We start from the raw sequence: 19,970 nt of genomic DNA on the forward strand, positions 1-19,970 counted from the left end.
GCTGCACCCTTCGAGGAAGTATTTCAGAGTGACACTCCGGGCCTTTATTTATCGCCACCGCATCATTGGCAAGCGTGTCATCTCGTGGGCATCGCGGACGCTTCCTGCACCTGCCGCACGCCGTCTCAAGGCACTTGCCGAACGGGTGGCCTTTACCTTGACCCCCCAATACCAGGGCGACACGCTACCGGCCATCTTCCACTACTGGTCAGCGCGATATCTCGGGCCCGTGGCCGCTCGACTGGGCATTAATTCGCCCGAGGCCTTCTATTTTGGGCAAATCCTCAAGGCGGCACGATCCGGCGCGCATCCCGTGCGCGTGCTGAGCCTCGGCACGGGAGCGGCGAGCATGGAGATCGACCTCGCCGAGCAGTTGCGTGACGCGTCCGTGCAAGTCGAGATGACTTGTGTGGACTTCAATCCGGCACTGATGCGCAGCGCCAATGAATCAGCGCGTGCGCGTGGACTTGGCCAATCGATCCGTTTCGAGACGTTCGACTGTAACGTCCCTTTCGAGTATCACGCACAAGACATCATCATCGTTAACCAGTTCTTTCATCACGTGACGGAATTGGAGACGTTCTGCCGATCACTTCGCGCCTCGCTTGCCGACGATGGCATTTTGCTTAGCTCCGACATCATTGGCCGCAATGGCCACCAGCTGTGGCCGGACGTCGAGACGGAAATACAGGATGTCTGGCCCACGCTGACGCCCGAGCAACAGTTTGATCGGCACTTCGACAACCGCCTGGACCGCTATCGACCCATCGACCACGCCGCCTACTCGAACGAAGGAGTGCGGGCCCAGGACGTGGTGCCTTGTCTGCTGGGGGAGTTCGACTTTGAACTGTTTTTCACGTTCGGTGGAGCGATCATGCCGTTCATCGAGCGCCGTATCGGCTTCAATTTCTCGCCCGAGGTCGAACAGGATCGTGCCGTGATCGACCGGGTGCAGGCCATCGACGCCGAAGCCATTGCGGAAGGCCGCTATCCCACGGCGAATATGATCGCGGCCCTTCGCCACAAAGGCCGAGCCCCACAACCCAACTATTCACCGCTCAGCCCCCAGCGGCATGTCGAGCTGACCCGGGAACAACAGGCCAAGCTTTGATCATGATGGGATGATGGGCGGTCGCACCCCGGCGTAGAATGGCCGTGCTTCCTTACCGATGCCCCGACATGATTCTTGCCCCACGCCTAGTTCTGCTGCTCCTGTTGTCGCTGTTTGTACTGTGTGTCCTGCTGGTGCACCTGCGCGGCCGCAGCCGGCTGCGCTTCGACCGCCAGCTGGTGGATCACTCGGCGGTGTTCGCGCCGTACAACCTGCTGATGTACGCGTTTTCAGCCGTACCGGCGCGACCGATCCTCGACCGCCGCGGTTTTCCTCAGCTCGATCTGCTGCAGGCCAACTGGCAGACCATTCGCGAAGAGGCCATGCATCTGTTCGACGAGGGCTACATCCGCGCCGCCGAAAAGAACAACGACGCCAGCTTCAACAGTTTTTTCAAGCAGGGCTGGAAGCGCTTCTATCTCAAGTGGTACGGCGAACCGCTGGCCTCCGCCGAAACCCTGTGCCCGAAGACGGTCGCCCTGCTCAATTCGATTCCGAGCGTGAAGGCGGCGATGTTCGCCCTGCTTCCGCCGGGCAGCAAGCTCAATCCGCATCGCGACCCGTTTGCCGGCTCATTGCGCTATCACCTGGGCCTGATCACACCTAATTCGGAAGACTGCCGCATCTTCGTCGACGGTGAAATGCACAGCTGGGGCGACGGCAAGGACGTGGTGTTCGATGAGACTTACGTGCATTGGGCAGAAAACCGCACGGACCAGACTCGCGTGATCCTGTTTGCCGATGTGGAACGTCCGCTTCGCACGCGCTGGATGAATGCGATCAATCATCGCGTGGGCGCCTTCATGGGCAAGATCACCGCCTCGCCCAACACCGAGTCACCCGAAGAGAAGACTGGTTTCGTCAACCGCGTATTCGCTCTCAACCAGCGCAGCCGAGAGCGTAACCGCGCATTCAAGCGCAAGCACCCCAAGCTGTTTCGCGCGACCAAGTATCTGGGCATGCTAGTGCTGATCTGGTTGATCTTCCTGGCGCCTTGGCCGTTCTTCCGCTGAATACTTAGACGGTGACGCTATCGCGCCCCTGAAGCGCCTTGCGGACGACCGCTGCCCCGGGCGCGCCAGCACTCGATTCCCCAGTACCCGCCACGCCTTTTCAGAGGCCGGCTTGCCACTTGCCCGGCGCCCCGGCCGACGCCATAGCGCCCTCGCCTCAGTCGCAACCTGAGGCACCGTCGCAGCGGTTGCGGGCATTTCGCGATGAAGCATGTTCATCTCGTGCAGATCAATGTGCTGTGTGGATATTGGGCGATAGCGCTCATCGAACGCCACGTCGCCCGGTATCCAACCCGCACGACAGGTGAAGGCGCCCCAGAAGCGACGCAGGGAGCCGAGCTGCTGGCCGACGATCCCCCGTTGGTTGTCCGCATCCACCATGGGATCGCATACGCCGGTGGGCCGCGCCGCCTCACCGAACAGCGCCGTGCCAAACAAGATGTCCCAGATCGGGAACACGAAGGCATAGTTGCAGTCGTGCAGCGTGGGGCGCTCAGGATCCACTCGCATATGGTGCAGCCGGTGATAACGCGGATCCACCAGGATCTTGCCCAGCACCGGCCCGAAGTGCAGGCGGATATTGGTGTGCCCCAGGTTCTGCAACAACTCGCCCAGCAATACCAACAAGGCATATTCAGCAGGCGAGACACCGATAAGCGCAGCCACACCAGCGACGATCAAAGCCTCCAGCATATCGTCCAGATAATTATCCCGGTCGTTCGACCAACAGCTGAGCTGTCGCTGGCTGTGATGCAGACTGTGCAGCGCCCACCACCAGGGAATAGCGTGCTGCAGGCGATGCACCAGGTAGTAGACGAAGTCGTAGATCGCGTAATACACGACGAACAGCACAAGCGGATGATGGGCCAGCCACGGCACGCCCGCCTGAAGGCTGAGCAGACCCGCACCGTCGCCATCACTGTCGCCCCCCATCCACTGGTTCAGCGGAAACAGCACCAGATACGTGAATAGCGGCAGGATCAGGAACAGCTTCAGCAACGTATATCGAAAATCGATGAACGTACTGGTGCGCTGCCCCCAGTGTTCCACCGGCCATACATTCTCCAACGGTCGCAGCACGATGATGATCACCGCCACCTGGACGACCGTCAGCAGAAAGTATTCAGCGATATCCGGTGCCTGACTCACCAACCAGGAGAAATGCAACGCCAATAGTGCGGGGTGAACGGCTTGCAGAGTCGTCCAGTTCAACAGCGTCGCATACAGATCAGAAGAGGCTTGCATCTCATGTAAAGCAGCGAAAATTGAGCTGACAATTTTACGATTGTCGCTACGTAATGAGCTGCGAAAAAAACACGCGAAAAGCCGCAAAGTGTGATTTTCTACGATTGCGTTGGCGGAAATTTCGCAAAAAAAAGCCCCTCACGAAGAGGGGCTTTCTGAAGCGAGAAACTAAAACTCAGGCAGCGCGCACGCGCTTGACGATGGCATCGCCAAAGCTTGACGTGCTGCCCTTGCCGCCGAGATCCGGCGTCACGCTGTCGCGGTCATGCGTCATGGTGTCGCGAATCGCATCGCGCATCTTGTTGCCCTTGTCCACCATGCCCAGGTGATCGAGCATGTCGGCCGCTGCCAGCAACAGCGCACACGGGTTGGCAATGCCCTTGCCTGCGATGTCCGGAGCGGAACCGTGCACGGCCTCGAAAATGGCAGCCTCGGCACCAATGTTGTCACCCGGGGCAAGGCCCAGGCCACCGACCAGACCGGCACACAGATCCGACAGGATGTCGCCGAACAGGTTGGTGGTCACGATGACGTCGAACTGCTCGGGCTTCATCACCAGCTGCATGCAGGCGTTATCCACGATCATCTCGTTGAACTCGATCTGCGGGTATTCCTTGGCGATCTCACGAGCCACGTTGAGGAACAGGCCCGACGCCGTCTTGATGATGTTGGCCTTGTGCACTGCCGTCACCTTCTTGCGGCCCTTCTTCACGGCCAGCTCAAAGGCATAACGCACGATGCGGCTACTGCCCTTGCGGGTATTGCGCACCATCGAAATTGCGGTCTCGCCATCCTCGGATAGCGTCTGGCCTTCGGACAGGTACGCGCCTTCGGTGTTCTCGCGCACCGTGATGATGTCGATGTTCTCGAAGCGCGCCTTGGTGCCCGGGAAGCTGATCGCCGGACGCACATTGGCGTAAAGGTCGAAATGACGACGCAGGGTGACGTTGATGGAGGTGAAACCACCACCCACCGGCGTGGTCAGCGGGCCCTTCAGTGCCACCTTGTGCTTGGCAATGGAATCCAGCGTCGACTGCGGCAGGAGGTCGCCATGCTTCTCCAGCGCGACCATGCCGGCCTCGACGAACTCGTAGGACAGACCGCAGTCCAGTGCGTCGAGCACGCGCAGCGTAGCGTTCATGATTTCGGGGCCGATGCCGTCGCCCGGAATCACGGCAATGGTCTTGCTCATGGGGACACTCCTTGAAATAAGAATCGAGCATCCCTGCAGCGGGGGGCTTGCAGGGTGATAAATCCTGTCAATTATCGCCCATGGCCTGCGTCACGGCCAGTAAAAAGCACGTCACCGCCGTTGCAAATCCTCGCACGCTGCATTGCATAAACTCGTATGCGTCAAGGTGGCGACAAGGAGAGGGTCGCCACCCGGACTTTCACTCACGCATGGCTGGCACAGTCGGCCGCGGGCTCCGCCGCCTCACCCGACTCAAGCTGGTCGAGGAAATCCACCGCGCGCCGCAGGTGCGGAATGACAATGGAGCCGCCCACCACCAGGCCTACGCTGAACGTCTCGAAGAACTCCTCGCGCGTGACGCCGACTTCCTTGCATTGGGCAACGTGATAGCTGATGCAGTCGTCGCAACGCAGCACCATGGACGCCACCAGACCCAGCAATTCCTTCGTCTTCACGTCCAGTGCGCCGGCCTTGTAGGTCTGCGTATCCAGCGCAAAGAAACGCCGCACTACCTGGTTGTCCTCCGACAGGATGCGTTCGTTCATGCGATGACGAAACGCCGTGAACTCGGCAACCCGATCCTTGCTGCCCTGCTCGTCGATGGGCTTGCTCATGCGCTGGTCTCCAGCAGCTCGGCAAGTTTTCCGTTGCGGTCGGCGGCGACCAGATCGTCAAAACCGCCCACGTACTGGTCGTTGATGAAAATCTGCGGCACCGTACGACGGCCACCGCTACGCGCCAGCATCAAGTCCCGCTGGCCCGGGTCGATGTCGATGCGCACTTCGCTCCACTCCAGCCCCTTGGACTTGAGCAGGTTCTTGGCGGACACGCAGTAAGGGCAAACAGCAGTTGAATAGATCTCGATCTTGGACACGGGAAACTCCGGAACCGAAAAAATACGGCCGCTTCAAAATGGGGATAGCCCACCCCGGAAACAAGCCGCGGGATCACTGAACCGACGCTATAAGTGACGGTCACAAGTGGTATTGTCGCTGACCTATGCGCATGTCACCACGTATGCCCAACGCCTCTTCAGCCACCCCTCACAGTCCCCGCCTGGACCATCCGGTCCCCGGGCTCGAAAAACGCAAGAAGATGCGTGGTGGCGCGCGAGCGATGGGCGGGCTTTCGTGCTCCCGCCTGCTTGCCGCGCTGCTCTGCGCCGGCCTGACGCTCAGCGCGAGCGCCCAGGACAAGGATGTGCGCCTGCCCGACCTGGGCAGTTCGGCCAACGCCCTGATTTCACCGCAGGAGGCCCAGGATTACGGCGCCTCCATGCTGCGGCAGATGCGGGCGCTGGACATGATGGTGGAAGACCCGATGCTGGACGACTACATCAACGACCTCGGCTATCGCCTGGTCGCCGGCAGCGAGAAACCCAAGGACCACTTCGTCTTTTCCATCGCAAAAGATCCGGTCATCAACGCCTTCGCGGCGCCAGGTGGCTATATCGTGGTTAATTCCGGCCTGGTCATCATTACCGACAGCGAAAGCGAGCTGGCCGGCGTGATTGCCCATGAAATCGGGCATATCACGCAAAACCATCTGGAGCGCGCGTTCGAGGCCTCCAGGAAGGACACGCCGCTGATGGCGCTCGTCTTGCTCGGCGCCATCGCCGCGGGCGCCGGAGCCGGCGCCGGCGATGCCGCCGGTGCGATCCTGCTGGGTGGCCAGGGCCTGTTGATGCAGCGCCAGATCAATTTCACCCGCAAGGACGAAACCGAGGCCGACCGAGCGGGCATCCAGACACTCGCCAACGCCGGCTACGACCCCAATGCCATGGCCTCATTCTTCGGGCGCATGGAAGACACCATGCGTGTCGGCTCGGGTGGCGACCTGGGCGGTGTGCCCTCGTTCCTGCAGGACCATCCGGTGACACAGTCGCGCATCAGCGATGCCAAAGCCCGCGCCGCCGCACTGATCGCCGAGCAGAAGCGGCGCCCAGCGGGCTCCACCCTGGACAAGACCCAGTGGGAGAAAAGCACCGCGCCGATCCTCTACGTGAAGGACCCCACCAGCCTGTCCAGCAATACCCGCAAAGGGGATCTGGACACCTACCTGCTGATGCGCGAACGCGTTCGCGTGCTATCCGGCGACGCACTGCAACTGTCCACGTACTACGCGTCCAACCTGCAATCGAATCGCGACTTCAACACGCCATCGAACCACTATGGCTACGCCCTCGCGCTTATTCGCACCAATCGCGGCGCCAAGGCCATGGACGAGCTGCAGCCACTGCTGACCGCCCATCCCGACAGCCAGGTCCTGCGCCTGGCCATGGCCGACGCCAAGAACCAGGCCGGTCGTCGCGCGGAGGCACTGTCCCTCTATGCGGAGCTGAACACGCAGTCTCCTCGCAACCGCGCCATCGCCATGAGTTACGCCAAGGCCCTTACCGAAGGCGGTACCCAGGACGAAGCCAAGCAGGCAGCCACCATGTTGCTGCCAATGCTGGACAACAACGAGGAGCCCGAGCTCTACCGCACCTTTGCCCGGGCCAGCGACAAGGCCGGCGACCCCATACGCGCCGGCGAAGCCTTTGCCGATGCCTCGTACCTCTCCGGGCGTCCGTTTGACGCCATGGAGCAGCTAAAACGCCTGCTGCAGCGACCTGACCTGGACTACTACGCCCGAGCCCGCATCCAGGCCCGCATCAGCGACCTCACCCCGCTGGTGATGGAGCTGCGCAAGCGAAGGGTGCAGACCGACGACAACCCGGATGGCCGCAGCCAGCAACCCTTGCAGAACGGTGCCGCCTGCCAGGGGCGGCTCTGTTTCAGCGCCAACCAGGGCGGTTATTAACCTCCCCAAGTGACCTAAAGACGACACTGTCACGTTGTGACTGTGTGAATTGTCATCGCGGCGTAACAATATACCGCTGCAATAAATGCGTCATAGGCCATACAAAGCGGACTCACGCGTGCATAAACGCATACTGATCGTCGAAGATGAAGCTTCGATCCGCGACATGGTCGCCTTTGCCTTGCGCAAGGCCGGCATGGACGCCATTCACGCCGCTGATGCACGAGCGGCTCAACTGGCCATCGCCGAACAAGTGCCGGATCTGATCCTGCTCGACTGGATGTTGCCGGGCACCAGCGGCCTGGATCTGGCCCGACGCCTGCGCAAGGAAGAGCTGAGCCGGGAAGTCCCGATCATCATGCTCACGGCGCGCGGCGAGGAGATGGATCGCGTCAACGGCCTGGAGGCCGGTGTCGACGACTACGTGGTCAAGCCTTTCTCCACCCGCGAGCTGGTCGCACGCATCAAGGCCGTGCTGCGTCGCAGCCAGGGTGATGATGGCTCGGGCATGGTGGAACTCGGTGGTCTGCGCATTGACGGCCCTGCGCATCGCGTGTTCGCCGGTGACGAGCCAGTGACGATCGGGCCCACCGAATATCGCCTGCTGTACTTCTTCATGACCCATCCGGAACGCGTCTATTCGCGCGCCCAGCTGCTCGACCATGTCTGGGGCGGTAGCGTGTACGTGGAGGAGCGCACGGTGGACGTACACATTCGCCGCCTGCGCAAAACGCTTGAACCATGGAAGTTCGACGACATGGTGCAAACGGTGCGTGGCGCGGGTTATCGCTTCTCCGCCAGCGTTTGACGCACCCGCCTCTCTTGCGGGCGCGCCGGCTTTTGCCGATGCTGGGGAATCGCCAGCCGGCACGCTTGCCCTAGACGCCCATGCCAAAGCCTTTCGACCGCTCCTTGATGCTGCCGGCCGCACTCGCTGCCGGCTTGCTTGCGGGCGCCAGTGCCGGCTGGCTTGCAGGAGGCCATGTAGCGACGGGTGTGGCCTTGGTCGCGATCGCCGAAATCGTCTTGCTACTGACCCGAATCCGTCATCAAGCACGGCTCATGATGACCACGGGCTCCACGGTGACTTCTCTCCAACATGACCGCTTCATGACGCGCTCCCGCCGCATTGCCTCCAGTTTGCGCGATCTGCGCAGTGCCGCCGGCAGTCTGCCGGATGCGGTCGTCCTGCTCGATAACGAGCAGCATGTCCGCTGGTTCAATCACGCTGCTGAAGAACTACTCGGCCTGCGTCGCCCGCAAGACCGCGGCGCACATCTGGATGAGCGGCTGGGCACGACCGAGCTCGCCACCTGGTTGCAGGAAGGTGCGCGCGAGCCGCTCAACGATGTCGCGGCACCTGGCCATCCGAACCGGCACATCAACGTCACCTTGCTGCCATTCGGTCGCCGCCAACGTTTGCTGCTGGCGCGGGACATCAGCCACCTCACGCGACTGGAGCAGATTCGCCGCGACTTCGTTGCCAACGTGTCCCACGAACTGCGCACCCCGCTTACGGTGATTCATGGCTATCTCGAACTGATTGATCCGGAAGATGTGCCGGAGCTAGCGCCTGTACTGAACGAAATGCGCGCGCAATCCAAGCGCATGGGACAGATCGTCGAGGACCTGCTCACGCTGTCCCGCCTGGAAACCCAGGAGCACGTCCAGGACGAGCGCGTACCGATGGCGCCGCTGCTGGCTACCCTGCGCAAGGAAGCCGAAGCGCTCAGCCAGGGCCGCCACCAGGTCACCCTCGAATCCGCGGCCGATGTCGACCTGCTGGGTTCGCCCAAGGACCTGCACAGCGCCCTTTCCAACCTGGTCAGCAACGCGGTGCGCTACACGCCGACCGGCGGGCGCATCATGATTCGCTGGCGACGCACGACCGACGGCGCGGTGTATTCCGTGACCGACACCGGCTACGGCATCCCCGCCTCGCACCTGGCGCGTCTCACCGAGCGTTTCTATCGGGTGTCGTCCAGTCGCTCGCGCGAGAGCGGCGGCACGGGCCTGGGCCTGTCGATCGTCAAGCACGTCTTGAACCTGCATCAGGCTCGCCTGGACATCCAGAGCGAACCAGGCCGGGGCTCCACCTTCTCCTGCTGGTTCAACAACGAACGCCTGCTCGCACCGGGCGATCCGGAGTAAGCACGACGCGTAGGCGTAGCCGCGACTGAACCGCCGTCACGCTACGCGGCAGTGCGCCATGTACTAAGCCGCTGCTTGGGCCAGAATGGACGGATGCGCCGCAAACCCGCCACTCCCTTGCCTGTCCCCGATCGTGCCGCTCCCGAGCTGTACTTCAGCCGCGAACTGGCAGCGCTCGAATTCAATTTCCGCGTGCTGGCGCAGGCGCGAGACGCTCGCGTACCCCTGCTGGAGCGCCTGCGTTATCTGAGCATCGTCGCCAACAATCTCGACGAGTTTTTCGAGGTGCGCGTGGCCATGCTCAAGCATCACCACATGTTCGGCTCGGCTGCACCGGGGCCGGACGGACTGCCCTCAGGCGAACTGCTGACCCGCATCCGCAAGCGCGTGCTGGATCTGGTCACGGAACAATACGTGGCATGGCAGGAAGAGGTCGGCCCGGCGCTCGATGCCGAGGGCATCCACTTCCTCACCCGCCAGCGCTGGACGACGCGCCAGCGCCGGTGGCTGCAAGGCTATTTCGAGAACGAGGTCTTGCCGGTGCTTTCACCGCTGGGGCTGGATCCGGCGCACCCGTTCCCGCGCATCCTCAACAAGACGCTGAATATCGCGATCGTATTGAAGGGCCGCGATGCCTTCGGGCGCGAGGGCCACATGGCGCTGGTGCGCGCACCGCGATCGCTGCCGCGCATCGTGCGACTGCCCGATGAAGTCTGCGATGGCGGTGACAATTACGTCTTTCTCGCCGAGCTGCTGCAGGGCTTCGTCGATCTGATGTTCCCGGGCTTCAAGGTGGCCGGCTCGTATCAATTCCGCGTCACCCGCAACAGCGAGCTGATGGTGGAGGAAGCCGAGGTCGACAATCTCGCCCGCGCCCTGACCGAGGAGTTGGTGGGACGCGGCTATGCGCGCCCGGTTCGACTGGAGATCAACAACGATTGCCCTAAGGCGATCGTGGCCATGCTCATCGCCAATTTCGAGCTGGAGGAGACGGACGTCTATCGCTGTGACGGCCCGGTCAACATCATCCGGGCCGGCACCATCTATGACGGGCTGGATCGCCCGGAGCTGAAGTTCCCTCGCTTCATTCCGCAGCTCCCGGCGGCATTCAATGCCAGCCGCTGCAAGTTTGAAGTGCTGCGCCAACGCGACGTGCTGCTGCATCACCCCTACGAATCCTTCGCCGCCGTGGTGGATCTGCTGCGCCAGGCTACCCAGGACCCTGCCGTACTGGCGATCAAGCAGACGCTCTACCGCGCCGGCGTCGATACGCCCCTGGTGGATTTGCTGGTGGAAGCGGCGCGCAACGGCAAGGACGTCACCGTGGTGATCGAATTGCGTGCGCGCTTCGACGAGGAGGCCAACATCCGCCTCGCCACTCGCCTGCAGGAAGCCGGCGTGCAGGTGGTCTACGGCGTGGTCGGCTACAAGACCCATGCCAAGATGCTGCTGATCGTGCGGCGCGAGGACGATGTTCTGCGCCGCTATGTCCACCTCTCCACCGGCAATTACCACCAGGCCAACAGCCGCACCTACACCGATATCGGCCTGATGACGTCTCACCCCGGCATCGGCGAAGACCTGCACAAGGTGTTCCAGCAGCTGTCGGGCCTGGGGCCGGTGATCGAGTTGAAGCACCTGCTGCACTCGCCCTTCACGCTCTATCGCAGCGTGCTGGAGAAGATCGAGCGTGAGACCGCCCACGCGGAAGCCGGGCGTCCAGCACGTATCGTGGCCAAGCTCAATGCGCTCAACGAGGCGCATGTGATCCAGGCGTTGTACCGCGCGTCGCAGGCAGGCGTCGAGATCGACCTGATCGTGCGCGGCGCGTGTACCCTGCGCCCCGGCCTGCCCGGCATATCCGAGCGCATCCGCGTCCGCTCGATCGTCGGCCGCTTCCTGGAGCACAGCCGTGTCTACTGGTTCGCCAACGATGGTGCGCCGGAGATTTATTGCGCCAGCGCGGACTGGATGGAGCGCAATCTCAGGCGACGCATCGAGGTCGCGTTTCCGATACTTGAACCGGCCTTGGCCCAACGTGTCTACGACGAAACGCTGGCGAACTACCTGGCTGACAACACCGAGGCGTGGCTGCTCGACGGCGATGGTCGTTACGCCCGTGCCGAACCGGGCGATGAGGCACCGCACAGCGCCCAACAATGGCTGCTGTCCCTACTGATACCCACCGTAAAATGACGCCGGGGAATGCTCGCGTGAGTGAGCATCTCGCCTCAGCGCCCCACGAGCCATGCCCGAAACTCGACGCCAGGAAATAGCTCCCGCATACAATCAGCGCTTCGCGCATCCGGTGCTGCATGAGAGAATCCGCATTCAGCAGCCCGAAACGAGCCCCGCATGAGCCAAGGCGATCAGACCCAGATCAAGGACGGCGAGCTGATCGCCGCCGTGGACATGGGGTCCAACAGCTACCACATGGTGGTAGCCAGGGTCGAGCACGGCGAGCCACGCGTGATCGACCGCCTGCGTGAGACCGTTCGCATGGCCGCCGGCCTGCGCGCGGACGGCACGCTCGATGCGGAGCATCGTGCCCGTGCGCTCAATTGCCTGGCCCGCTTCGGCCAGCGCATCGCCGGTGTCCCCACGATTCGCGTGCGTGCCGTAGCGACCAATTCCGTGCGCCGGCTGGCCTCGCCGCAGTCCTTTTTGACGGCCGCGGAAACGGCGCTGGGACATCCGGTGGAAATTGTCTCCGGCCGCGAGGAAGGCCGCCTGATCTTCCTTGGTTCGTCGCACGACCTGCCCGCTTCGCGGGAAAGCCGGCTGATCATCGACGTCGGCGGCGGCAGTACGGAGTTCATCATCGGACGCGGCTTCGCACCATTGCACACAGAAAGCGTGCAGGCCGGCTGCATCGCCTCCACGCTGCGCTTCTTCCCCGGCGGCAAGCTCAATCGCAAACGGTGGCAGCGCGCGAATGGCGAAATCGGCGTCTTGCTGCAGCAGTTTGCCGAGGACTTCCGGGAATCCGGCTGGCTCGAAGCCTATGGCTCCTCGGGTACGGCCAAGTCCATCGGCTCGGTCGTGCAGGCGATGAAGTTTTCCGACGATGGCATCACCCCGGCCTCGCTTGCCCAACTGCGCGATGCCTTGCTGGCGCAGGGGCAAATCGGTGCACTGAAACTTCCGGGGCTGGGGGAGGACCGCGCGCCAGTCATCGCCGGCGGTGTAGTGATCTTCGAGGCCGCCTTCGAAGCGCTTGGCATCGAACGCATGCGTGTATGCCAGAGTTCGATGCGCGAAGGTCTGTTGTGGGACCTGATTGGTCGCGCCGGTGGTACCGACCCACGCACCGCCAGCATCGACTCGCTCGCTAATCGCTATGGCGTCGACCGCGCCCAGGCGCGTCGGGTGGAATCCACGGCGCTGATGTTCTTCGACCAGATCGCACGCTCCTGGAAACTCGATGGCGAGGCGCGCGAGTGGCTGTCCTGGGTGTCGCGCGTGCACGAGATCGGCCTGGCCATCGCGCACAGCCAGCACCATCATCATGGCGCTTATATCCTGCGGCATGCCGATCTGGCGGGCTTCTCCCGGCAAGAGCAGCAACTGTTGGCCGCCATCGTCGAGTCGCACCGACGCCGGCCCGACAAGGCCGTGTTCTCCTCGCTGCCGCAACGCTATCGCCAGTTGGCGCGTTACATCACGGCCCTGCTGCGACTGGCCGTGCTGTTCCGCCGTGCGCGCCGCGCCGAATCGATACCCCAGATGCAACTGGCCGCCACCAGCCATCGCATGCGCCTGACCTTGCCCTCGTCCTGGCTGGACCAACATCCCCTCAGCGAAGCCGATCTGGAGCAGGAACAGGCGCCCTTGAACGAACTCGGCCTGTTGCTGGAAGTCCATCCGTCCTGACTGTTTCCAGCACGTCCGGCCGAGCTCGCGAGCCATGCCACGCCTCGGCCGCGTATGATGTCCCGATGCCACATGCCGCCCTGACTACCATGTCCCGATTCCTGCTCGCCGCTCTCCTGCTGATTTCGCCGCTTGCGCTCAACGCGCAGACCGCCAAGCCTGCAACCGCGCCCGCCCCGCAGCCTCACCCGCAAGTGGTGCTGCACACGTCGCAGGGTGACATCACGATGGAGCTCTATCCGGACAAATCACCGAAGAGCGTGGCCAACTTCCTGCAATACGTGCGCGACGGCTTCTACAGCGGCACGGTGATGCATCGCGCGATCCTGGGTTATCTGGTGCAAGGAGGGCTGTATACGCGCGACCTGCAGCCCAAGCGGACACGCTCGGCCATTCCCAGCGAAGCCGACAACGGCCTCTCCAATCTGCGCGGCACGGTGGCGGTGGCGCGTGGCGCCGACCCCAACTCGGGCACCTCCCAGTTCTTCTTCAACCTGGTGGACAACCGCCGCCTCGACTTTGTCGGCAACCAGAGCGGCCTGACCTGGGGTTACGCCGTATTCGGCAAAGTCATCAAGGGCATGGATGTGGTAGACAAGATTGCCGGGTTGCCGACGCGCGGCCTCGGTCCGTTCTCCGGTGACGTACCCAACCCATTGGTCGTGATCGACGGCGCCAACGTGGTTGGCGAGGAAGCGCCGGCTGCGGCAAACAGCGCCGCCCAGCCCACCGCCCCCGCCGCCGACAAGGCTGCGAAGAGCGACAAGTCGCATGGCAAAGCCAAGAGTTGAGCACGCCGATGGCAACGCTGTTTATCTCTGACCTGCATCTGGACGATAGTCGCCCGCAGATCACTCGCCTGTTCGAGGACTATCTTGCGGGTGACGAAGTACGCTCCGCCGATGCCGTCTACATTCTCGGCGATCTGGTCGAAGCCTGGATCGGTGACGACGACGATGCCGAACTTCCCGGCCGCATTGCCAGCGCCACGCGTGCGCTGCGCGAAAGCGGCGTGCCGGTGTACTTCATGGTGGGCAATCGCGACTTCCTGCTCGGCGCGGATTTCGCGCAACGTGCAGGCTTCACCCTGCTCGACGACGGCACCGTGCACAACCTTTACGGCCGCCCCACCCTGCTGATGCATGGCGATGTGCTCTGCACGGACGACGTGGCCTACCAGGCCGTGCGTAAACAGCTACGCTCGCCGGAATGGAAGGCACAGGTTCTCAACATGCCAATGGATGCACGCCGCGCCTTGGCTGCCAAGGCGCGCGCGGAGAGCCGCGCGCACACCGGCAGCGCCATGGAAGCCATCATGGACGTCAATGCCGACGCCGTGGCCGAGACCATGCGCAAGGCCGGCGTGACCCGGTTGATCCACGGCCACACACATCGCCCGGCAACGCACCGCTTCGATCTGGACGGCCATCCGGCCGAACGCATCGTGCTGGGTGACTGGTACGAACACGGCTCCGTGCTTCGCGTCACGCCAGAAGGCACCGAATTGCGCGGATTAGCGCTGGCTTGAACCTGGCCCTCGCGGCCCACGACATCGACGCTGCACAAGCAGCCGCCGCTCACCCTGCGATGCGTCGGTTTTTTTATCCGCGAATGGATGCCTGGTGGAATCCCAGCACGTGGCGGAAACCCCATGCTATCGAGCACACCATGACTCCCCTTCAGCAGCGCCTGGGAGAAGGTCTCGTAACCGTTGCCCGGCCGGCAAGGACTCACCGTCTTCAGTGATGACCACCAGCATAAGCATGTCCGCCGCCGGCCGCCTGGACTGGGTGATTTGCGGGTGTCGCGTGCACAGCGGGCATTCGATAAGCGACCGGGCCGCTCATGGGACGGTTCGCATAGCCAGGAACTGTTCGTGTGTAGCTCGTAGCGCCATTTGCACCTGACGAAAAACCTCCTGCGACCCGTGCTACCGATGAGCGCGAGGTGCTGGAAGCGTACGGCACAGAACCCGCTGTGCTCAGCACCATGCCGCGGCGAAAGACCGGCACCTGCGGAAGCGTGCGCTGTGAGTTCACCGAGAGGCGAGCCGCCTGTCCGGTTACACCGCGCGTACTGGCCGCACCCAGCCCATCCGTCGCACTTGCCGGTGCCGCCACGACCAGCGGCGCTCCATGGTTGGCGGAGGTTCGCATCGATGGATTCTGGCTGGCCGCCGTTACGTGCTGGATTTGCGTGGCAACGGGTGCTACATGCGCCTCTCGTGCAACCGCCTCATCCTGCACGGACGGACGGGCAGTGACGCCGCCCTGGCCGCCATTGAAACTCGTTCGAACGAGCGCGCCGTTGTTCGCCGCCGCCCCGCCATAGACGTTCGTAATGCGAGGATCATTGATCCGATTGACCGAGCGGTTGTAGTAGAAGCCGCCAGCCCCCCAACGACCACCGGTATAGCCCTTGCCCGGATAGCCGGATCCATAGTTGATACCTCCGTAGAAGCCTACATGGCGCGCCCAGAACCCGCGGTGGAAGATACAGACACGTCCAAACCAGCCCCAATATCCCGGCGTCCATAAAGCGCCAACGAAAGGTGGCAGCTCCCAGTAACCCGGAACCCAGTAATAGCCATCCTCGCTCCAGGCCCAGTACCCCGGTATCCAAATGTAGCCAGGCCCGGGAATCGGTGACTGGTCGTCGAGCGGCAAGGGTGGTGGCGGGTAACCCACGAAGACACCCATGTCGGCCGATGCGTCGGCCCTGGCGATGGACGGCATTCCGGCGCCTACCGCCAGCACGATGGCCATCGCGACCAGGCCAGAAAATCGACGGCCTTTCCGCGAGGCTGGATGATCAAGCCGGAGCTTGTCCATGGCGCACCCTCCGCGAGGGTTGGGGTAGCTAAATTAACGCTGGAGGCCTCGAAAAGCGCACATGGATGCGGGGCTGGTTCTTCGGCGTTCAGCACGCGCTGACTGGTGCGCAAGAGCCGGGGCTTGGGATCTCGTCGGCCGGGGACGCGGTTACATGGAGTCTGAGATTGTTCGTGCGCACCTAACTCTCTCCGCCAGATGCGCTAGATCCCTGCTACTGGGCTTCGTCAGGCGGACGATTAGTCGCGTGAAGGCTGGGGGATCGTTCGGCCCATCCTTGGGCCTCACCCTTCCGCGCTTCGCGCTCCAGGGCCAGCCTGCGGCTGTCCTTGTTGTTCCTGACAAATTTGTCGAACCGGAGGGTTCGTCCACAACTCTCTCTCCGCCAGATACGCAAAAAGCCCCACTAGGGGGCTTTTTGCGTATCTGGCGGAGAGAGAGGGATTCGAACCCTCGATAAGGCTTTTGACCCTATACTCCCTTAGCAGGGGAGCCCCTTCGGCCTCTCGGGCATCTCTCCGGTTTTGTCCGCATCTCTGCGGAGCCGGCAAGGATACTAACCGGCACGCTCGAGGTAAAGCTTTAATTGATCGTCAGTGCTCGCCAGACTCACTGGAGGCGCTGCCATCCGGCTCGTGCTCGTTCTTGATCCGTTGATAGATCTCTTCGCGATGCACAGCCACGGTTTTGGGCGCGTTGATGCCGATACGCACCTGGTTGCCCTTCACGCCTAGGACGGTAACGGTCACCTCGTCACCGATCATCAAGGTTTCACCGACCCTGCGGGTCAGAATCAACATGTTTGCCACTCCATGAATACTTTGGTCATAGGCCAACAGACGGTTATGCCTCACCCCTGAGCTTCACCGTCTGGCAGTTCGACGATCTTACCCGTCGAAGGCCCTACCGCCTTCCCCGGTTTCACAGACCAGGCATCCCTCTGTAGATGCCATGTCGAGCGACACCGTCGCAACACTTCGGTGCCGGCAGTGTTTGGATACTAGCCGAGCGTCCGAGGGCAGCGCAATGCGTAAACGGGACCGTCGGCTTAATGGTTGACTGGCCTCAGGAGGCCAGCCGCTCGCCAATCCAGCCTGTCAGGCCACTTAGAATCCGCGGCAGTTCGCTGGTGTCGTTGCCACCACCCTGAGCCATGTCGGGACGACCACCGCCCTTGCCGTCGATCTGTCCGGCCACATGGGCAACGACGTCGCCGGCCTTGACTCGGCCCAAAGCCTTGCCATGCACGCCAGCCACCAACGACACGCGACCATCCACCGCACCGGCCAGCAAGATCACGCAGTCGGCAAGCTGCTGCTTGAGCTGATCCACGCTGTCACGCAAGGCCTTCGCATCCAGGCCTTCGAGGCGGGCGGCAACGATCTTGATCCCGTGAATGTCATGGGCCGTGGAAGCCAGATCGGCCGTGGCCGAACCGGCGGCCTTGGAACGCAGCGACTCCAGTTCGCGTTCCAGTTTCTTCTGCTTGTCGAACAGTTGGCGCAGTTTCTCGACAGCGTCGTCGCCATGGGCAGACAGCAGCTGCGAGAGTTCGCCAAGTCGACGCTCCTCTTCGGCCACATAACCCAATGCACCTGCGCCACTCACGGCCTCGATGCGGCGCACTCCGGACGCCACGCCCGCTTCGCTCACGATCTTGAACAGGCCGATATCACCCGTGCGGCCGACATGCGTGCCACCACACAGCTCCGTGGAGAACTCACCCATCTTGAGCACGCGCACTTCGTCGCCGTACTTCTCGCCAAACAAGGCCATGGCGCCGAACTCTATCGCGGCGTCGTAGGCCATCTGATGCACTTCGGCGGGCGCGTTGCGCCGCACTTCGGCATTCACCAGGGCTTCGATCTCACGCAGTTCGTCCGCGCTGAGCGGCTTGAAGTGCGAGAAGTCAAAGCGCAGACGCTCCGGCGCCACCAGCGAGCCCTTCTGCGTGACGTGCTCGCCCAGCACCTTGCGCAAGGCGGCATGCAGCAAATGGGTGGCCGAATGGTTGAGCACGATGGCCTGACGACGTGCCTGATCCACCGTTGCCTCGACCACGTCGCCAACGCGAAGCGGTCGCGCGCCGCGCCATTGACCGGCATGACCGAAGAACACGCCGCCCATCTTGAGCGTGTCGCCGACGCCGAAGCGGCCGGCGCCGTTCACCAGCGCGCCCGTATCACCCACCTGGCCACCGGATTCAGCGTAGAACGGCGTGCGGTCGAGGATAACCAGGGCCTCTTCGCCATCGCTCAGTTGATCAAGCTGTTTGCCGGCACGCACGATGCCGATGACCTTGCCCTCACCCGCCAGCGCTTCATAACCGAGGAATACCGTCGGCGCCAGCTGACTTGCGAGTTCGGCCGGCATCTGGCCCTTGGCTTCGAAGCGGCCGCCCTCGCGGCTGCGCTCCTGCTGTTCCTTCATGGCCAGCTCGAAGCCGTCCATATCCACCGACATGCCACGCTCGCGCGCGATATCGGCCGTCAGGTCCACCGGAAATCCATAGGTGTCATAGAGCCGGAACGCGTCGGCACCCGGAATCGTCTTCTCGGCCTTGGCGGCCACCGTGTCGAACAGACGCATGCCGTTTTCCAGCGTCTCGCCAAAGCGCTTTTCTTCCGTCCGCAGCGCTTCCTCGACGAAGGACTGCTTGGCCACGAGTTCGGGATAAGCCTCGCCCATCTCTTCGACCAGCGGCTGCACCATCTTCCAGAAGAAATCGCCACGCACGCCCAGCATCCAGCCATGACGCAGCGCGCGACGGATGATGCGGCGAAGCACGTAGCCGCGACCTTCGTTGGACGGCAGCACGCCATCGACGATGAGGAACGAACAAGCTCGAATGTGATCGGCTATCACGCGCAACGACTTGTTGGCCAGGTCGGCGGTGCCGGTCAGTTTGGAAGCCACCTTGATCAGGTGCTGAAAGAGGTCGATCTCGTAGTTGGAGTGCACGTGCTGCAGCACGGCGGCGAGGCGCTCCAGGCCCATGCCGGTATCCACGCATGGTGCCGGCAGCGGCGACAGCGTGCCGTCGGGCGCGCGGTCGAACTGCATGAACACCAGGTTCCAGATCTCGATATAGCGGTCGCCGTCTTCATCAGGCGAACCCGGCGGGCCGCCGGCGATGTCGGCGCCATGGTCGTAGAAGATCTCGGTGCACGGACCGCAGGGACCCGTGTCGGCCATCTGCCAGAAATTGTCGGAGGCGAACGGTGCGCCCTTGTTGTCACCGATGCGCACGATGCGCTCGGCAGCCACGCCCATGTCCTTGTTCCACAGGTCATAGGCCTCATCATCGGTGTGGTACACCGTGACCCAGAGCTTGTCCTTGGGCAGTTTGAAGACCTCGGTCAGCAGCTCCCACGCATAAGCAATGGCCTCGCGCTTGAAGTAGTCACCGAACGACCAGTTGCCGAGCATCTCGAAGAAAGTGTGGTGACGCGCGGTGTAGCCCACCGAATCGAGGTCGTTGTGCTTGCCGCCAGCGCGCAGGCAGCGCTGCACATCGGCTGCGCGCGTGTACGGCAGCTTCTCGCTGCCCAGGAACACGTTCTTGAACTGCACCATGCCCGAGTTGGTGAACAACAGGGTCGGGTCGCTGGCCGGCACCAGCGAACTGGACGGCACGATGGTGTGGTCTTTCGAACGGAAATAATCGAGGAAGGTCGAGCGGATTTCGGTGGTTTTCATGCGACTGGGGAGGGCCATAAGGAGGAGTCACGCCAGGACCGCACTGCCGCGGC

At 62.8% G+C, this 19,970-nt stretch carries 16 protein-coding genes and 1 tRNA gene; 9 read left to right on the plus strand and 8 right to left on the minus strand.

Annotation, left to right across the window (positions count from 1 at the left end; genetic code table 11):
* The first annotated feature begins 28 nt into the window (after nt 1-28).
* Together OUZ30_RS13120 and OUZ30_RS13125 are read left to right on the plus strand one after the other, a co-directional pair.
* A complete protein-coding gene (locus tag OUZ30_RS13120; RefSeq protein ID WP_266182751.1) occupies nt 29-1,111 on the plus strand; it encodes a class I SAM-dependent methyltransferase in 1,083 nt (360 codons plus the stop codon).
* A 68-nt stretch (nt 1,112-1,179) separates the two neighbouring features.
* The gene (locus OUZ30_RS13125; protein ID WP_266182752.1) at nt 1,180-2,124 is read left to right on the plus strand and encodes an aspartyl/asparaginyl beta-hydroxylase domain-containing protein; all 945 of its coding nucleotides are present in this window, start codon (nt 1,180-1,182) and stop codon (nt 2,122-2,124) included.
* Here OUZ30_RS13125 and OUZ30_RS13130 read toward each other — a convergent pair.
* From OUZ30_RS13130 to grxC, 4 genes are all read right to left on the minus strand, one after another.
* The gene (locus tag OUZ30_RS13130) at nt 2,074-3,369 is read right to left on the minus strand and encodes a sterol desaturase family protein (protein WP_266182753.1); all 1,296 of its coding nucleotides are present in this window, start codon (nt 3,367-3,369) and stop codon (nt 2,074-2,076) included. The genes OUZ30_RS13125 and OUZ30_RS13130 overlap by 51 nt on opposite strands.
* Before the next feature lie 175 nt (nt 3,370-3,544).
* Nucleotides 3,545-4,561 carry an isocitrate dehydrogenase gene (locus OUZ30_RS13135; RefSeq protein ID WP_266182755.1) on the minus strand — a complete coding sequence of 339 codons (1,017 nt, stop codon included), beginning with the start codon at nt 4,559-4,561 and terminating at the stop codon, nt 3,545-3,547.
* Between the two features lie 203 nt (nt 4,562-4,764).
* The gene (locus tag OUZ30_RS13140; RefSeq protein ID WP_266182756.1) at nt 4,765-5,175 is read right to left on the minus strand and encodes a carboxymuconolactone decarboxylase family protein; all 411 of its coding nucleotides are present in this window, start codon (nt 5,173-5,175) and stop codon (nt 4,765-4,767) included.
* A complete protein-coding gene (gene grxC / locus OUZ30_RS13145) occupies nt 5,172-5,435 on the minus strand; it encodes a glutaredoxin 3 (protein ID WP_266182757.1) in 264 nt (87 codons plus the stop codon). The genes OUZ30_RS13140 and grxC overlap by 4 nt, the downstream gene beginning before the upstream one ends.
* A 242-nt stretch (nt 5,436-5,677) precedes the next feature.
* Here grxC and OUZ30_RS13150 point away from each other — a divergent pair, with 242 nt between their 5' ends.
* From OUZ30_RS13150 to OUZ30_RS13180, 7 genes are all read left to right on the plus strand, one after another.
* Nucleotides 5,678-7,363 carry a M48 family metalloprotease gene (locus OUZ30_RS13150; protein WP_266182759.1) on the plus strand — a complete coding sequence of 562 codons (1,686 nt, stop codon included), beginning with the start codon at nt 5,678-5,680 and terminating at the stop codon, nt 7,361-7,363.
* Between the two features lie 118 nt (nt 7,364-7,481).
* The gene (gene phoB, locus OUZ30_RS13155) at nt 7,482-8,171 is read left to right on the plus strand and encodes a phosphate regulon transcriptional regulator PhoB (RefSeq protein WP_266182760.1); all 690 of its coding nucleotides are present in this window, start codon (nt 7,482-7,484) and stop codon (nt 8,169-8,171) included.
* An 80-nt stretch (nt 8,172-8,251) separates the two neighbouring features.
* Entirely contained in the window at nt 8,252-9,514 is a 1,263-nt protein-coding gene (gene phoR / locus OUZ30_RS13160; protein ID WP_266182761.1) for a phosphate regulon sensor histidine kinase PhoR, read from the plus strand.
* A 93-nt stretch (nt 9,515-9,607) separates the two neighbouring features.
* Entirely contained in the window at nt 9,608-11,710 is a 2,103-nt protein-coding gene (gene ppk1 / locus OUZ30_RS13165) for a polyphosphate kinase 1 (RefSeq protein ID WP_266182762.1), read from the plus strand.
* A 159-nt stretch (nt 11,711-11,869) separates the two neighbouring features.
* A complete protein-coding gene (locus OUZ30_RS13170; RefSeq protein WP_266182763.1) occupies nt 11,870-13,387 on the plus strand; it encodes a Ppx/GppA phosphatase family protein in 1,518 nt (505 codons plus the stop codon).
* Between the two features lie 89 nt (nt 13,388-13,476).
* Entirely contained in the window at nt 13,477-14,178 is a 702-nt protein-coding gene (locus OUZ30_RS13175; RefSeq protein WP_266182764.1) for a peptidylprolyl isomerase, read from the plus strand.
* A gap of 8 nt (nt 14,179-14,186) precedes the next feature.
* Nucleotides 14,187-14,915 (plus strand): UDP-2,3-diacylglucosamine diphosphatase, encoded by a 729-nt coding sequence (locus OUZ30_RS13180; RefSeq protein ID WP_266182765.1) that lies wholly within the window; start codon nt 14,187-14,189, stop codon nt 14,913-14,915.
* A gap of 211 nt (nt 14,916-15,126) precedes the next feature.
* Here OUZ30_RS13180 and OUZ30_RS13185 read toward each other — a convergent pair whose 3' ends face one another.
* The 4 genes from OUZ30_RS13185 to alaS all read right to left on the minus strand — a co-directional run bounded on the left by OUZ30_RS13185 (nt 15,127) and on the right by alaS (nt 19,917).
* Nucleotides 15,127-16,218 carry a YXWGXW repeat-containing protein gene (locus OUZ30_RS13185; protein WP_266182766.1) on the minus strand — a complete coding sequence of 364 codons (1,092 nt, stop codon included), beginning with the start codon at nt 16,216-16,218 and terminating at the stop codon, nt 15,127-15,129.
* A 427-nt stretch (nt 16,219-16,645) separates the two neighbouring features.
* Nucleotides 16,646-16,738: transfer RNA gene (locus tag OUZ30_RS13190), tRNA-Ser, on the minus strand.
* A gap of 73 nt (nt 16,739-16,811) precedes the next feature.
* Nucleotides 16,812-17,018: a carbon storage regulator CsrA gene (csrA, locus tag OUZ30_RS13195; protein WP_266182767.1), complete on the minus strand. Its 207-nt coding sequence runs from the start codon at nt 17,016-17,018 to the stop codon at nt 16,812-16,814.
* A gap of 265 nt (nt 17,019-17,283) precedes the next feature.
* On the minus strand, nt 17,284-19,917 hold the full coding sequence (alaS, locus tag OUZ30_RS13200; RefSeq protein ID WP_266182768.1) for an alanine--tRNA ligase: 2,634 nt from the start codon (nt 19,915-19,917) through the stop codon (nt 17,284-17,286).
* Between the last annotated feature and the right edge of the window lie 53 nt (nt 19,918-19,970).

It is taken from the genome of Dyella humicola (assembly GCF_026283945.1).
In the GTDB taxonomy this organism is placed as follows: Bacteria; Pseudomonadota; Gammaproteobacteria; order Xanthomonadales; family Rhodanobacteraceae; genus Dyella; species Dyella humicola.